At 67.6% G+C, this 14,303-nt stretch carries 13 protein-coding genes; 6 read left to right on the top strand and 7 right to left on the bottom strand.

What is annotated here, in order from left to right; all coding sequences use genetic code 11:
• The first annotated feature begins 69 nt into the window (after window positions 1-69).
• Window positions 70-291, top strand: a complete 222-nt coding sequence (locus tag BAU07_RS21025) for a glycine zipper 2TM domain-containing protein (RefSeq protein WP_066662028.1) — start codon at window positions 70-72, stop codon at window positions 289-291.
• Window positions 292-409: 118 nt separating this feature from the next.
• Here BAU07_RS21025 and minE read toward each other — a convergent pair whose 3' ends face one another.
• The 3 genes from minE to minC all read right to left on the bottom strand — a co-directional run bounded on the left by minE (window position 410) and on the right by minC (window position 2,650).
• Complete coding sequence (gene minE / locus BAU07_RS21020; RefSeq protein ID WP_066662021.1) at window positions 410-664, bottom strand: cell division topological specificity factor MinE; 255 nt, start codon at window positions 662-664, stop codon at window positions 410-412.
• 3 nt (window positions 665-667) lie between these two features.
• The gene (gene minD / locus BAU07_RS21015; RefSeq protein ID WP_066662020.1) at window positions 668-1,483 is read right to left on the bottom strand and encodes a septum site-determining protein MinD; all 816 of its coding nucleotides are present in this window, start codon (window positions 1,481-1,483) and stop codon (window positions 668-670) included.
• A 117-nt stretch (window positions 1,484-1,600) separates the two neighbouring features.
• The gene (gene minC, locus BAU07_RS21010; protein ID WP_066662019.1) at window positions 1,601-2,650 is read right to left on the bottom strand and encodes a septum site-determining protein MinC; all 1,050 of its coding nucleotides are present in this window, start codon (window positions 2,648-2,650) and stop codon (window positions 1,601-1,603) included.
• Window positions 2,651-2,885: 235 nt separating this feature from the next.
• On the opposite strand from minC, the gene BAU07_RS21005 reads away from it, so the two are divergent.
• Complete coding sequence (locus tag BAU07_RS21005; protein ID WP_066662017.1) at window positions 2,886-3,242, top strand: hypothetical protein; 357 nt, start codon at window positions 2,886-2,888, stop codon at window positions 3,240-3,242.
• A 45-nt stretch (window positions 3,243-3,287) separates the two neighbouring features.
• Here BAU07_RS21005 and BAU07_RS21000 read toward each other — a convergent pair whose 3' ends face one another.
• Window positions 3,288-5,054, bottom strand: a complete 1,767-nt coding sequence (locus tag BAU07_RS21000; RefSeq protein ID WP_066662012.1) for a glutamine--tRNA ligase/YqeY domain fusion protein — start codon at window positions 5,052-5,054, stop codon at window positions 3,288-3,290.
• 151 nt (window positions 5,055-5,205) lie between these two features.
• Between BAU07_RS21000 and BAU07_RS20995 the strand changes: the two genes are divergently transcribed.
• Complete coding sequence (locus BAU07_RS20995; RefSeq protein ID WP_066662010.1) at window positions 5,206-6,549, top strand: cytochrome ubiquinol oxidase subunit I; 1,344 nt, start codon at window positions 5,206-5,208, stop codon at window positions 6,547-6,549.
• Window positions 6,546-7,610 carry a cytochrome d ubiquinol oxidase subunit II gene (locus BAU07_RS20990; RefSeq protein ID WP_066662007.1) on the top strand — a complete coding sequence of 355 codons (1,065 nt, stop codon included), beginning with the start codon at window positions 6,546-6,548 and terminating at the stop codon, window positions 7,608-7,610. Before BAU07_RS20995 ends, BAU07_RS20990 begins: the two co-directional genes overlap by 4 nt.
• A gap of 88 nt (window positions 7,611-7,698) precedes the next feature.
• Here the strand turns inward: BAU07_RS20990 and risK are convergent, their stop codons facing one another.
• Together risK and BAU07_RS20980 are read right to left on the bottom strand one after the other, a co-directional pair.
• On the bottom strand, window positions 7,699-9,165 hold the full coding sequence (gene risK / locus BAU07_RS20985) for a sensor histidine kinase RisK (RefSeq protein ID WP_066662004.1): 1,467 nt from the start codon (window positions 9,163-9,165) through the stop codon (window positions 7,699-7,701).
• The gene (locus tag BAU07_RS20980; protein WP_066662001.1) at window positions 9,165-9,866 is read right to left on the bottom strand and encodes a response regulator; all 702 of its coding nucleotides are present in this window, start codon (window positions 9,864-9,866) and stop codon (window positions 9,165-9,167) included. Before BAU07_RS20980 ends, risK begins: the two co-directional genes overlap by 1 nt.
• Window positions 9,867-9,990: 124 nt before the next feature.
• Between BAU07_RS20980 and BAU07_RS20975 the strand changes: the two genes are divergently transcribed.
• Entirely contained in the window at window positions 9,991-11,262 is a 1,272-nt protein-coding gene (locus tag BAU07_RS20975; protein ID WP_084025900.1) for a fimbria/pilus outer membrane usher protein, read from the top strand.
• A gap of 80 nt (window positions 11,263-11,342) precedes the next feature.
• Window positions 11,343-13,172, top strand: coding sequence for a DNA helicase RecQ (recQ, locus tag BAU07_RS20970; protein WP_066661999.1), 1,830 nt, complete (start codon window positions 11,343-11,345; stop codon window positions 13,170-13,172).
• A gap of 28 nt (window positions 13,173-13,200) precedes the next feature.
• Here the strand turns inward: recQ and ruvB are convergent, their stop codons facing one another.
• Window positions 13,201-14,274, bottom strand: a complete 1,074-nt coding sequence (gene ruvB / locus BAU07_RS20965) for a Holliday junction branch migration DNA helicase RuvB (protein WP_066661997.1) — start codon at window positions 14,272-14,274, stop codon at window positions 13,201-13,203.
• Window positions 14,275-14,303 lie beyond the last annotated feature (29 nt).

Below are 14,303 nucleotides of genomic sequence, written 5' to 3'. Positions count from 1 at the left end.
ACATCTGATGGCCGCCCGGGCGGTAAACCCGAGTTCCTGCGGTGTCTTCGATGTCTGGAGGAAAGGATCATGAAAATCACATCCATTACGAAGCTTTGTGCGGTAAGCCTGCTGGCCCTGTCGGCGGCCGGCTGCTCCACCTGGGACGGCATGAGCCATCGGCAGAAGGCCACGGTAACCGGGGCCGGTGTCGGCGGCGTGGCCGGCGCGGTCATCACCAATGGCGGGGTGCTGGGCACGGTCGGAGGCGCCGCCATCGGCGGTGTCATCGGCAACCAGGTCGGCAAGTAGCCACGCGGCCGTCGGTAGCGCCCAGGCCGGGCCTGGCCCGGCGTGTACCGGCGGCGTCCCAACGAAAAGCCCGCCTGGCGCGAATGCGCCGGGCGGGCTTCTTCATGGCGGCGCCGCCTCAGGGCTGCGGCATTTCGATCTTGACTTCCAGGATCTCCAGCGTGTCCTGGCGTTCCAGGTGCACCTTGATGTCGTCCGGATTGATCTTCACGTATTTCGAAATGACGGCGATCAGCTCCTGCTGCAGTTGCGGCAGGTAATCGGGCGATCCGTCGCGTCCCGAACGTTCATGCGCCAGAATGATCTGCAAGCGCTCCTTTGCGACGCTGGCGGAGGATTTCTTCTGACCGAGTAGAAAGGACAAAAGCGACATCGGTTACTTGCCTCCGAATATGCGTTTCAGGAATCCGGGGCGCGCATAATCGGTGAAACGGAGCGACCGTTCCTCGCCCAGATAACGGGCCACGACATCCTTGTAGGCTTCCGACACGTCGGTGTTGTTCAAGTGGATGGCCGGCAGACCCTGGTTGGAGGCCTGCAGCACCGATTCCGACTCCGGAATCACGCCGATCAGCTTGATGCGCAGGATGTCTTCGATATCCGTCAGCGACAGCATTTCGCCGTCCGACACGCGTTTGGGGTTGTAGCGGGTCAGCAGCAGGTATTCCTTGACGGGCTCGTCGCCTTGCACGGCACGGCGTGACTTGGCGGCCAGGATGCCGAGGATGCGATCGGAATCCCGTACCGACGAGACTTCCGGATTCGTGACCACCAGCGCGTCGTCGGCGAAGTATGCCGCCATCAGCGCACCGGTTTCGATACCGGCCGGCGAATCGCAGATGATGTACTCGAACCCCATTTCCTTGAGTTCCTCCATCACCTTGCCGACGCCTTCCTGCGTCAGCGCGTCCTTGTCGCGGGTCTGGGACGCAGGCAGGACGAACAGGTTCTGGAGCTGCTTGTCCTTGATGAGGGCCTGGTTCAGCGTAGCTTCACCCTGGATCACGTTCACGAAGTCGTATACCACCCGGCGTTCGCAACCCATGATCAGGTCCAGATTGCGCAAGCCGACGTCGAAGTCGATTACGGCGGTCTTGTGCCCGCGCATCGCGAGGCCCGAAGAGAAACTGGCGCTGGTGGTCGTCTTGCCCACCCCGCCTTTGCCGGAAGTGACCACAACAATACGCGTCATGTCTATAGAACCCTTATGTCCTGGATAAATCGCAGTATCGTAAAGCAAAACACAGGGTTTAGCGTTTCTTCAACTGCGGCGGCAACCGTTGGTCACCAATCGCGCGGCGCGCGGCCGTCATGCCTTCAGTGCTTCGATACGTAATGTGTCGCCATCCAGGCGCACCAGCGCCGGTTGGCCGTGCAGCGTCGCATCGAGCTTGTCTTCGACTACGCGATATACCCCGGCGACAGCCAATAATTCGGCGTCCAGGTGGGTCGTGAAAATGCGCGCCGAAGTATCGCCGCGTGCGCCGGCCATGGCCTTGCCGCGCAGCGGTCCATAGACATGGACGTTGCCGTCCGCGATGACTTCCGCGCCGGGACTGACCATGCCGATGACGACCAGGTCACTGTGGCGCGCGTACACGCGTTGCCCGGATCGCAAAGGACGGCTGATTACCAGCGCGGACGACGATTGCGGATCGCCCGGGGTGGGCGTGGGAGCCGAAGTGGTGGCGCGCGCAGCCCTGGCCGGCAGCGGTTCCCGGCTTGTGGCGGGAGTGGCCGGGCGCGCGGCGCCAGCGCTGGAGGCGTCCGCGTCGGGCGCACCTTCGCCGGGGGCGGCATGCGCGGCGTCCGGCTTGCCGCCATCATTTGACGCGGGATTCGGCGCGGCATGCCCCGCTTCGGCCTGGACATCCTTCCCGGGGGCCTGTTCGGCGGCCGTGGCGCTGGCGGGATCCACATCCACGGCATCCGCGCTTTTGTCCTGGGACGCCGGGGCGTCCGGCGCCGGCGCCGTCGTCAGTGCGGCCGCGCGCTGCGTGGGCAGGGGTGGCGGCGTCGTGGCGGTGTCCACCGCGGCGGGACGCACCGGAGGCGTCGACAGTTCGACCGGGGTCAGCCCGGCCGCCTGCGCCGCGCGCAGGTTGTCGCCTTCCGCGACGACGCCTATGGGCGGCAGGTTGTGGCCGCGCAGGGCATGCAGCAGCGCCGTCCAGTCCACGGGCCCATCGACGCGGCTGGCGTCGATGACTACGGGCTCGTTCTCGAAGAAACTGCCCGCATCGGCCATGCGCTTGTCCAGCGCGGCGGCGAGCCGCTCGATTTCGGCGCTGTGCAGCACGACGCGCACGGCATAGAGCGTGGCGCTCTTGAAGTCCAGGGCGAGGGATTCGGTGTTCATGTCGGTAGGAAAGGCCCGGAGCGCTGCCCCGGTTGCGGAATGTCGGGCATGATAACCGAGCACGCTCGCGTCAGTAAGGAAGCAGGACGCTGTCAGCGCGCTCTTGGACGCCGCCCGGTCCCTCCTGGCGCCGCGCGCGGCTCGGCCCCGGCGGCGCACGGCCGTGCAGGCACAGGCCTTGCCCCTGCGAACGGCTGTATTGCGAGCCGATCCCACGAGCCCATAAGGAGCGCCCATGTCGAACGACACCACGCCGAAACGTCCCGCCGGGTTGAGCGGCCAGGAAGAGGAGGACCTGCGCGCGCTGGAAAAGGGCTATGACCCCGACGGCGGCGCCTTGCCCGATCCCGACCATTCGGACGATCCGACCCGCAAGCCGGGCGACGATTCCGCCACTGGGCAAGGCCGCAAACCCGCCGAAGGCGCGCAAGCGGGCGGGTCCTCGCCCGCGCGGGGCAAGCCCCTGGCCGACGCCGAGCGACGGGGGCTGGTGCCGTCCGGAGATGCCGCGACGCCGCCCATGGACCGCCCCGACGACAGTGCGCCGGGCGCGGTCGACCTGGATCCGGATCCCGGGCGCCGGCGCCCGTGATGGGCGCCGCACGCGCCCGCGAAGCGGAGCGCGGCCCTCGACCGGTCAGGGCTGCGTCCAGGAATCCTTCAGCGTGACGACCCGGTTGATGATCGGCCGCTCGGCGGTCGACGTCGCGCTATCCAGGATGAAGTAGCCCAGGCGTTCGAACTGCCACGCAACGCCCGGCTCCAGCGCGGTGCCCGGTTCGAGCCAGGCCTGGACCGTCTTGCGCGAATCGGGATTCAGCGCGGCGATGAAGTCCTTCTCGCCCGCGTCCGGATGCGGGTCCGCGAAGAGCCGGTCGTACAGATGTATGGTGACGCCCAGCGCGTGCGCGGCGCTGACCCAGGTAATCGTGCCCTTGACCTTCACGGCGTCCGCGCCCGGCGTGCCGCTGCGCGTCTCCGGCAGGTACTCGGCATGCACTTCCACGACATTGCCCTGGTCGTCCTTGACGCAGCCGGTGCAGCGCACGACATAGCCGTATTTCAGCCTGACCGTATTGCCGGGGAACAGCCGGAAATACTTCTTCGGCGGATCTTCGCGGAAGTCGTCCCGTTCGATCCATAGCGTGCGCGAAAAGGGGAATTCGCGCTGCCCCTGCGCCGCATCGTGCGGGTTGCGCGGCGCGCTGCACATTTCGACGCGATCTTCCGGATAGTTCGTGATGACCAGTTTCAGCGGCTGAAGCACCGCGACGGACCGTGGCGCGATCGGATCCAGTTCGTCACGCACCGCCGCTTCCAGCAGGCTGTAGTCGATGCGCGAATCGGACTTCGATACGCCGGTACGATCGCAGAACAGGCGGATGGCCGATGCCGGATAGCCGCGCCGGCGCATGCCGAACAGCGTGGGCATGCGTGGGTCGTCCCAGCCGTCGACGTGGCCGTCGCGCACCAGTTGCAGCAGCTTGCGCTTGCTGGTGACGACATAGGTCAGGTTCAGCCGGGCGAACTCGTATTGGTGCGGCAGCGGCTGCGCCAGCATGCCCAGTTCGGCCAGGCGCGCCAGCGTCCAGTCGTAGAAGGGCCGCTGGTCTTCGAATTCCAGCGTGCAGATGCTGTGCGTGATGCCTTCGAGCGCGTCTTCGATGGGGTGCGCCCAGGTGTACATGGGGTAGATGCACCACTTGTCGCCCGTGCGGTGATGCGTGGCGTGGCGAACGCGGTATATGACCGGATCGCGCAGGTTGATATTGGGCGAGGCCATGTCGATGCGCGCGCGCAGCACCAGGCTGCCATCCGGGTGGCGGCCATCGCGCATTTCGGCCAGCAGGTCCAGCGATTCCTGCGCCGGCCGGTCGCGCCACGGCGAATCCTTGCCGGGTTCGGTCAGCGTGCCGCGATTGGCGCGGATCTCCTCGGCGGACTGCTGGTCGACATAGGCGTATCCCGCGCGGATCAAGGCCTGCGCGAAGGTATACATGTAATCGAAATAGTCGCTCGCGTAATACAGCTGCTCGCGGCCATCGGATGCCTTCCAGTCGAACCCCAGCCAGCGCACGGCTTCCTCGATGGCGTCGACGTATTCCTGGTCTTCCTTCTCCGGATTCGTGTCATCGAAGCGCAAATGGCAGGTGCCGCCGTAGTCGCGCGCCAGGCCGAAGTTCAGGCAGATACTCTTGGCATGGCCGATGTGCAGGTAGCCGTTCGGTTCCGGCGGGAAGCGGGTACGGATGCGCGCCGGGTCGGGGCCGCCCTGGGTCTGGACTGTCGCCGGGCCTGGAACGCCGGCCCAGCGCTTGTCCTTGAAACGGTCGGCCTTGAGATCGGCTTCGATGATGTGCCGCAGGAAGTTGGGCGCGGCGGGAGGCGGGGAAGCGGAGGTCATGCTCGTGGGGAGGCGGCGGCAAAGCGTCAATTTTGCCACGTTCGGCCCGCGCGAGCCCGTTGGCCCGTCGGCCGGGTCCGCCACGGCGATTTTGCGTAGTCCCCGCGGCGCCGCCACGATATTGCTGAGTAGCTCTAAACTAGCGGCCATCATGAACCTCCCCCCCTTGTTCCTGGGACGGCTGCAGTTCACCGTCTGCCTGACGTTTCTGGCGCTTTTCATGGCGCTGGCGCTGGCCCTTTCCTGGCTGTTGCTCTATTTCAAGTTGCGTGCGCGGTCCAGCGGCGATGCCGGCTGGACCGCGGCCTATCGCTTCTGGGTGCGCATCTTCGCCCTGGCCTTCGTGCTGGCGCTGGCCGCCGGCGTGCCGGTGTTGCTGCAGATCGGCACCCTCTGGTCCGGGCTGATGGACAGGATAGGCAACGTGGCGGGGCCGCTGCTCGGTTTCGCCGTACTGTCCGTGTTCGCGCTCAAATCGTGCTTCCTGGGCGTCATGCTGTTCGGCCAGCGTCGCGTATCGGAAGGCGTCCACACCATAGCGGTGTTCATGGTGGCTCTGGGGCACCTGGCCAGCGCGTTCTGGGTGCTGGCGCTGGTGTCGTGGATGCAAACGCCGGATGGCGCCGTCATGGTCGACGCCCGCTACCAGGTCTACGATTGGGCGCGGGTGGTGTTCAATCCCTCGCTGGGGTGGACCCTTGCGGTCAGCGTGCTGACGGCCTTGCTGGCCACGGCTTTCATGGTCATGGGCATCACGGCGTGGCAGGCACTGCGCCGGCCGCTGAACGACGGCGAACGCCTGGGCTTTCGTGCCGCGCTCGGATTGGCCTGCGTAATGGTGGTGGCCCTGGCGCCGGTTGGCGCGGGCGCGGGCAAGATGATCGCGCACTACCAACCGGCGAAGGCCGCGGCGGCGGCCGCGTATTGGCACCAGGGGGACCCGCCGGACCTGGTCCTGGTGGGCTGGCCGGATGCGGCATCGGCCACCAATCGCGCCGCCTGGACCGTGGATGGCGCCGCGGCGCGTTGGCTCGGCCGTAACGTGGATGGCCACTTCCTGGCCCTGGAGAACTACGCCAACATGCATCCGCCGGTTGCCATCACATTCTGGTCGCTGCGTATCGTGATCCTGCTGGTGGGCTTGATGGCCATCGCCGCATGGGCGACCCTGTTCAAGCTGCGCAAGCGCGGCTTCGATCCGGCGTTCCTGCCGCGGCGCTGGCTGCGGATCCTGGCCAGCATGGCGTGTTCGGGCGGCGTGCTGGTCGTTGCCGTATGCACCTTCACCGTCGTGGGACTACAGCCTTATGCCGTCAACGCCGCCATCACGCAAACGGAAATCCTCGGTCCCGTTTCGCCGCGTGCCCTGTTCTACGGCACGCTGGGCTATGCCGCCCTGTACGCCGTGTTGCTGACCGCCTTCATGCGTATGCTTTTCCACGCGGCCCGCTACGGCGTCGTGCCCGTGCGCAAGATGACGGGAGCCGTATCTTGATCGGGGCGCTCGCCGCATCGCTGGGACTGAGTCCGGACGATCCTTCCTTCTGGATGCCGCTGGTGTTCATGGGCATGCTGTTCGTCCTGATCGTCGCCGGTACGGTGCTGGACGGCTTCGACCTGGGCGTCGGTATCCTGCTGCGCCTGGCGCCCATCGAAGAGCGCGGGCGAATGATGGCGCTGCTCAGCCCGTGGCGGGATGCGAACGAATTCTGGATGCTGCTGGGCGTAGGCCTGTTCGCGGCCGCATTCCCATTTGCCTGGGGCGTCATCCTGGGCCAGCTGTACGCGCCCTTGACGCTGATGCTCATGGGTATCGTCCTGCGCAGCGTATCCTTCGAATTCCGCCTGCGCGCACGTACCGAGGCCAAGCCGCGGTGGGTCCACGGTTTCTGGATCGGATCCTTGATGACCGCCTTCGGGCAGGGCATGGCCCTGGGCCGTATCGCAACGGGCTACCAGGACGTGGCGGGCTACTACTGGTTTTCCATGTTCGTCGGCCTGTGCGCGGTGGCGGCGTATGTGCTGCTGGGGGCGACGTGGCTCGTCATGCGCGTCGAGGGCGACCTGCAGCGCCGCGCCGTGAACTGGGCGCGGCATGCCATCCGCTGGACGGCGGCGGGTATGGTGGCGATCGCCGTCACCCTGGGCCTGGCCAACGCCGGCATCTTCTACAAATGGAGCAACCTGTCCCACCTGGGCCCGGCTGTCGCCGTATGGGTGGCGATGCTGCTGGGTTTCGTGGGAACCGAGATGGTGCTGATGCGCCTGCCGCGCCACGCCGAACGTTTCAGTTGGGTGCCTTTCGTGGGTTGCGTGGGGCTGTTCCTGCTGATGCTGGGCGGGCTGGCGTACAGCCTGTTTCCCTATCTGGTGCTGGATGACATGACGATATGGGATGGCGCCGCCGCGCTGGGCTCCATGCGCCTGGTGCTTTCGGGCGCGGTCGTGGCCGTGCCGCTGATCGTGGTCTTCAATATCCTGGCCTACCGTTCGCTTTTCGGCAAGGCCAGGCGTCCGGCGCCGATGCCCGGCGCCGACATGTCCAGCCGGAACTAGGGCCTGTTCGCGCTGGCAATCGTCCGGCACCGTGCGGGGCCCGGGCGACCCGGCAAGGCGCGCGCGATGTGGCGTACCGGACAGGGCTTCATGCCTGCAGGGGCAGGGCGACTTCCACGCTGAGCCCGCCTTCGGCGGCGCGGCCCAGCGTCAGCGTGCCGCGGTGCGCGCGCGCGATCGCGTCGGCCAGGGCCAGCCCCAGGCCCACATTCCCCGAGCGGGTGCGCGCATCGTCCAGGCGCGCGAAGGGACGCAGGGCTTCGGCGCGCCGCTCGGCCGGGATGCCGGGGCCATGGTCGGAGACGCCGAGCACCGCCATCCCGTCGCGTTCGGCCAGCGTGACCTCCACTGGCGGCGCACCGTGGTGCAGGGCGTTGCCGATCAGGTTGTCCAGCAGCCGGGCCAGCGCGACGGCGTCACCCTGTATCGTCATGGGCTGTTCGCTGGCGATGGCCAGTTGCACCGGCGTCCCCGCGCCCTGCCAGCCCTGTACGCGTTCGGACAGCCATTCAGCCAGCGGGACCGGTGCGTAGCGGTAGCCGGCCGGGTCCGTGCCCCGGACGAAACCGATGAACTGGTCCACCATGTGCTGCATGTCCTGCAAGTCCTTGCGCAGGCCTTCCTTCAAGGTGGGGTCGTCGGACATTTCGATGCGCAGCCACATGCGGGACAAGGGCGCCTTCAGGTCGTGCGGCAGCCCGGCGAGCAGAGTACGCCGCACGGATTCCGATTCCTGCAGGGCGTCGAGCATGGCATTGAATCGCTGGCCCAGCACGCGCGTTTCATGCGGCCCGGACGGCACCACGCGCTGCGGCTGTCCGGCCGCCAGCTTGTCCGCGGCTTCGGCCAGGCGCGTGAGGGGCCGCGTGATATGCCACGAGAACCAGGCCGCCAGGATCAGCACCAGGCCGAAGCCGGTCAGCCACGTCACCACCATGGGCGTGGCAAGCGGCGGATCCAGCCTGTCGAGCGGGATGACCAGCCATTCGCGCAACTGGGGCGCGTCTTCGCTGGTGGGGTTGGGCGCCAGCGATATGAAGACTTCGGGCCGCGGGCCGCGCGACAGCGCCACCCGGGTGCCATCGTTGAGCCGCTGGTTGAGCTGGCGCACCAGGCCGCGCAGGTCGCGCCGGATATCGTCGTCCGGCGGCCCGTCCGGGTGCATGCGCCGGTACTCGCGCAGTTGCGCCATGCGCGCCTCGCGGGCCGCGTCCGGCTGGGCGTCGCGCGGCGGCGGCGGGGGAAGCCCGCCGCCGTGGAAACGCTGCAACTGCGCTTCGGCGGGCAAGGCGCGGCTCCACAGGTGCCACTGCCCCTGCGATGCGTCGCGCACGAAGTCGGCGCGGTCCTCGGCCGGAACCTCCGACACCGCCGCGCGCAGGGTCCGTATGGTGGTGACGATATAGTCCATCACCACATCGTCGACAAAGCGCTTGCGGTAATGCGAACCCACGGCCAGGGTGCCGGCCTGGACCAGCAGCATGCAGCCGAGGACAAGCAGGATCAGCCGGGTGCGAAGCGAGCGCGGCAGCAGCGATTGCGGAGAAAACTTCATCAAGGCGAGAAGCGGTAGCCGATGCCCCACACGGTCTGGATCCAGCGTGGCTGCTTGGGGTCTTCCTCGATGGCGCGGCGCAGGCGCAGGATGGCGATGTCGATGGCGCGATCGTTGCGTTCGCCGCTGTCGTCGTCCCGCGCCAATGCCAGCAATCGTTCGCGCGACAGCGGCTTGCCCGCGTTGCGCACCAGCGCTTCGAGCAGATTGATTTCGCCGCCGGTCAGTTTGACCGGCACGCCCTCGCGCAGCAGCTGCCGGGTGGCGGGGTCGAACACGAAGGGGCCGAAACTTACCGGCGCATCGCGTGTCAATGCCGATGGGCCCTTCTTGCGGCGCAGGACGGCCTCGATGCGGGCCAGCAGCTCGCGCGGGTCGAACGGCTTGCCCAGGTAATCGTCGGCGCCGGCTTCCAGGCCGATGATGCGGTCGACGGCCTCGTCCCGCGCGGTAAGCAGGATCACCGGGATATCCTCGCCCTGCTCACGCAGCCGCCGGCAGGCGTCCGCGCCGTCCCCGCCGGGCAGCATCCGGTCCAGCACCAGCAGGTCGGGCGCGTAGCGCGCAATGCGGGCGGCCAGGTCGCCGGTATCCGGGGCGAGCAGCGTGTCGTAGCCATGCCGGTTCAGGTAGTCGGCCAGCAGTTGCCGCAGGGCGGGATCGTCGTCGACGACCAGCAATTTGGTATGAGGCGTTTCCATGTGCGCATATTGCGAGGCCGGAGCCTGCTGGGCAAGGGGAGGAAATGGACTGAAATCGGAAATCCCGCTGAACTATACGGCACGACTGTCGAGCATCGTCATCAAAAGCTTTTAAACTTGGCTTATGCGTTTTCCCGATTCGCGTCGCGTGGCGCGTCTGGCGCTGGCCGTACTGGCCGCCGCCGTCGGGGCCGGCACACAGGCCGCCTCGATCGCGCCCCCCGAAGCTCTTGTCCCCCTTGCATCTTACCCGGGCTCCGCGACCGCGCCGCGCCCGCCGGTGGTGCTCGCGCGCGCGGGCATCGGCACTGGATTGAGCGCGCTGGCGCCGGCCGTCCCCTTGCCGGTGCAACTCGGCGACGGTGGCGACGTCACGGCAGAGCTGCCGCCTTGCGAGCCCCTGGCCGCCCCGGACAGCACCGACGCGCCCGGGCTGCACGAGGTCCCGTCACCGGCCTGCCCGGCCGTCCCTACGGGCGACCCGAGCGTGCTGGTGGGCTCGACGCCCGTCCTGGACTATGTCCCCCCGCCTCCGGGCAGCAGCCCGCCGGTCAACTGGGGCCGGCCCCTGGGCACGCCCAAGCCCTGGTTCGCCAACGTCACGCCGCAGGAAGGCATGGTGCTGGGAGACCGCAGCCTGACCTACCGCTCGGTGGATGGTCCCTCCTTGTCGGTGGGCAGCCTGACCCCCTTTACCCCGGCGTGGGGCAGCGCGGCGCCGATCGGCGGTGTGCAGCTGTCCAACCTGACCGCGGCCAGCGATGCCACGGTGCCGGAGGGCAAGCTGGGGTACTCCTCGGTATGGGGACGTATCAACAACACGGACACATCGCAAAGCGCCGGTGGCGTCGACTATGGGCCCCCGGCGGGCACCAGCAGCCTGCGCTACGGACTGACGCCCGACCTCACCCTGGAGGGGCAGGTCCAGAGCGCGCGCGCCCTGACCGCGACGGGACTGGGCACGACGTATTCGCTGGGCCGCTGGGGCCGTGTGCAGGGCGGGGCGACCCAAAGCCATTTCGATGAGTCGCAAGGCTGGCGTTATCGCCTGGGATACAACGTCGATGTCTTCGACAGCCTGACGCTCGGCTATGCCAATGAACTGACCAGCAGCGGTTATGGCGACCTGTCCAATTACGAGGACGGCGCCGTCGGCAGCCGCCAGCTGCGCAGCACGTTTTCGGCGGGCGTGCCCATCACGGGCTGGGGGCAGATCAGCGGCACGTATTCCGGGTTGCGCGATGCCGGCGGCGATGTCCTGGAGCGCCGCTACGGTTTTTCCCAGAGCATGATGCTGTCCCCGCATGTGCGGTTCGCGGTAGGCGCCGACCATGACGTGGTCAGCGGCGACTACGCGCTGAATATGCAACTGTCCCTCCCCATCGGGGGACGATAGTGCCATGCAGGGCATCGTCGCCGGCACGGCGGCGGGGGCGTCCTATAAAATGCGGCGCATGATGCTATCGGCTTTCCCCCATGTCTGAGCCGCGCGCCCTGGATATCCTGCGGCGCGTTTTCGGCTACGAATCCTTCCGCGGCGAGCAGCAAGCCATTGTCGATCACGTGATCCAGGGCGGCGACGCGCTGGTGCTGATGCCCACCGGCGGCGGCAAATCATTGTGCTATCAGGTGCCGGCGCTCGTGCGCGAGGGCACCGGCGTGGTGGTGTCGCCGCTCATCGCGCTGATGCAGGACCAGGTCGACGCCTTGACTGAATTGGGCGTGCGCGCAGCGTACCTGAATTCGACGCAGGACTGGCGGGTGGCGCGCGAGGTCGAGCAGGCCTTCATCAATGGGGAGCTGGACCTGCTCTACGTGGCCCCGGAACGCTTGCTGACCGACCGCTGCCTGCAGTTGCTGGAGCGGGGCCGCATTGCGCTGTTCGCGATCGACGAGGCCCATTGCGTTTCGCAGTGGGGGCACGATTTCCGTCCCGAATACATGGGCCTGTCGCTCCTGCACGAACGCTGGCCGGATGTGCCCCGTATTGCGCTGACCGCGACGGCCACCGAAGTCACGCGTACGGAAATCGCGCAGCGCCTGTCGCTGGACGAGGCCCGCCATTTCGTTGCCAGTTTCGACCGCCCCAACATCCGCTATCGCATCGTGGAGAAGAACGAGGTCCGCAAGCAATTGCTGGATCTGATCCGCACCGAGCATGCCGGGGATTCGGGAGTCGTGTATTGCCTGTCGCGGGCCCGCGTGGAGGAAACCGCGGACTTCCTTTGCGGCCATGGCGTGAACGCCTTGCCTTATCACGCCGGCCTCAGTGCGACGGTACGCGCGTCGAACCAGTCTCGCTTCCTGCGCGAGGACGGCATCGTGATGGTGGCGACCATCGCTTTCGGCATGGGGATCGACAAGCCCGACGTGCGCTTCGTCGCGCATATCGACCTGCCGAAATCGGTGGAGGGCTACTACCAGGAGACGGGGCGCGCCGGTCGTGACGGCCTGCCGGCCACGGCCTGGCTGGCCTATGGCTTGCAGGATGTGGTGCAGCAGCGCCGGATGATCGACGAGTCGCCGGGCGACGAAGTGTTCCGGCGCCGCCTGGGCCAGCAACTGGACGCGATGCTGGGCCTGTGTGAAACGGTGGAATGCCGGCGCGTGCGTCTGCTGGCGTATTTCGGCCAGCAGATCGGGCCTTGCGGCAATTGCGATGTGTGCCTGGAGCCGCCGCAGGCCTGGGATGGCACGGTGGCTGCGCAGAAGGTGCTGTCCGCCGTATATCGCTTGTGGAAGGAGCGGGGCCAGCGTTACGGCGCCGGACACATCATCGATATCCTGCGCGGCAAGAGCACGGACCGGGTGAGCCAGTACGGTCACGATGCGCTGTCGGTGTTCGGCGTGGGCGCGGACCTGTCGGAGTCCGCTTGGCGCGGCGTGCTGCGGCAGTTGCTCGCGCAAGGCCTGTTGACGGTGGACCACGAGGGATACGGCACCCTGGCATTGACCGAGGGCAGCCGGGCGGTCCTGAAGGGCGAGCGGCAACTGATGTTGCGGCGCGAGTCCCCGAAGGCGGGACGCGCGGCCCGGACGGGAACCGTGCGTGGCCGGTCGCCGGCCATCGAGTTGCCGGCGGAGGCCCAGCCCCTGTTCGAGGCCCTGCGGGCCTGGCGCGGCGACGTGGCGCGCAGCCATGGCGTGCCCGCTTACGTCATCTTCCACGATGCAACCTTGCGCGAGATCGCGCTGGCGCGGCCCACGACGGTGGACGAACTGGGGCGTATCAACGGCGTGGGGGCGCGCAAGCTGGAGGCTTACGGCGCGGATATCCTGGAGCGGGTCGCCACGCTGGTCGATTGAGGCGGCCGGCGTCCGGCCCGGCCGGGCTTCAGGCGTCGAACAGGTCGCCGGTGGCGGCCGTGGCGCCGGGCGGAGGCGCCAGGCCCAGATGGCGCCATGTGGTTTGCGTCGCCATGCGGCCGCGCGAGGTGCGCTGCAAATAGCCGTGCTGGATCAGGTACGGCTCGATCACGTCTTCGATGGTGTCGCGCTCTTCGCCGATGGCCGCGGCCAGGCTGTCGACGCCGACCGGCCCGCCGTCGAACTTGTGGACAATGGCTTCCAGCAGCTTGCGGTCCATCAGGTCCAGGCCCTGTGGATCGACTTCCAGCATGGCAAGCGCGGCGCCGGCAACCTTGGCGTCGATGCGGCCTTGTGCCTTCACTTCCGCATAGTCGCGCACACGCCGCAGCAGGCGGTTGGCGATGCGCGGCGTGCCGCGTGCGCGGCGGGCGACTTCGTCGGCGCCTTCGGGCGTGATGGCGGCCTGGAGCAGGGCGGCGCTGCGCGTGACGATGCGCGCCAGGTCGGTGGCGTTGTAGAACTCCAGCCGGGAAACGATGCCGAAGCGGTCGCGCAGCGGGTTCGTCAGCATGCCGGCGCGCGTGGTGGCGCCGACCAGCGTGAAGGGCTGCAAGTCCAGCTTCACGCTGCGCGCGGCCGGCCCTTCGCCAATCAGGATGTCGATCTGGAAGTCTTCCAGCGCCGGGTAGAGGATTTCCTCGACCACGGGCGAAAGCCGATGGATCTCGTCGATGAACAGGACGTCGTTCTTTTCCAGGTTTGTAAGCAGCGCCGCCAGATCGCCGGGGCGCTCCAGCACGGGTCCGGAGGTCTGGCGCAACTGGACGCCCATTTCGTGCGCAATGATGTGCGCCAGCGTGGTCTTGCCCAGCCCGGGTGGCCCGAAGAGCAGGACGTGGTCGAGCGCTTCGCCGCGATTGCGCGCGGCGGCGATGAAGATTTCCAGTTGTTCGCGTGCCCGGTCCTGGCCGACGTATTCCCGCAGGGCCTTGGGCCGCAGGGCACGCTCGATGGATTCCTCGTTGGGCGAGACCGGCTGCGGCGCGACCAGGCGGGTGGAATCGGGACGGGACGAAAGAGAGTCGGACTGGATGGCCATGACGAAAGCGCGAGAAGGGCTGGGCTATC

It is taken from the genome of Bordetella flabilis, from assembly GCF_001676725.1.
GTDB lineage: Bacteria > Pseudomonadota > Gammaproteobacteria > Burkholderiales > Burkholderiaceae_B > Bordetella_C > Bordetella_C flabilis.
The sequence above is the reverse complement of the archived record's forward strand: the minus strand, read 5'-3'. Positions and strand labels throughout refer to the sequence as shown.

Excerpts from the sequence above, each read along its gene's own strand:
- BAU07_RS21025 (WP_066662028.1), top strand. The coding sequence starts at position 70 with ATGAAAATCACATCCATTACGAAGCTTTGTGCGGTAAGCCTGCTGGCC.
- BAU07_RS21000 (WP_066662012.1), bottom strand. The coding sequence starts at position 5,054 with ATGACCTCCGCTTCCCCGCCTCCCGCCGCGCCCAACTTCCTGCGGCAC.
- BAU07_RS20980 (WP_066662001.1), bottom strand. The coding sequence starts at position 9,866 with ATGGAAACGCCTCATACCAAATTGCTGGTCGTCGACGACGATCCCGCC.
- ruvB (WP_066661997.1), bottom strand. The coding sequence starts at position 14,274 with ATGGCCATCCAGTCCGACTCTCTTTCGTCCCGTCCCGATTCCACCCGC.
- recQ (WP_066661999.1), top strand. The coding sequence starts at position 11,343 with ATGTCTGAGCCGCGCGCCCTGGATATCCTGCGGCGCGTTTTCGGCTAC.
- minD (WP_066662020.1), bottom strand. The coding sequence starts at position 1,483 with ATGACGCGTATTGTTGTGGTCACTTCCGGCAAAGGCGGGGTGGGCAAG.
- BAU07_RS20995 (WP_066662010.1), top strand. The coding sequence starts at position 5,206 with ATGAACCTCCCCCCCTTGTTCCTGGGACGGCTGCAGTTCACCGTCTGC.
- BAU07_RS21005 (WP_066662017.1), top strand. The coding sequence starts at position 2,886 with ATGTCGAACGACACCACGCCGAAACGTCCCGCCGGGTTGAGCGGCCAG.
- BAU07_RS20975 (WP_084025900.1), top strand. The coding sequence starts at position 9,991 with ATGCGTTTTCCCGATTCGCGTCGCGTGGCGCGTCTGGCGCTGGCCGTA.
- minE (WP_066662021.1), bottom strand. The coding sequence starts at position 664 with ATGTCGCTTTTGTCCTTTCTACTCGGTCAGAAGAAATCCTCCGCCAGC.
- risK (WP_066662004.1), bottom strand. The coding sequence starts at position 9,165 with ATGAAGTTTTCTCCGCAATCGCTGCTGCCGCGCTCGCTTCGCACCCGG.
- minC (WP_066662019.1), bottom strand. The coding sequence starts at position 2,650 with ATGAACACCGAATCCCTCGCCCTGGACTTCAAGAGCGCCACGCTCTAT.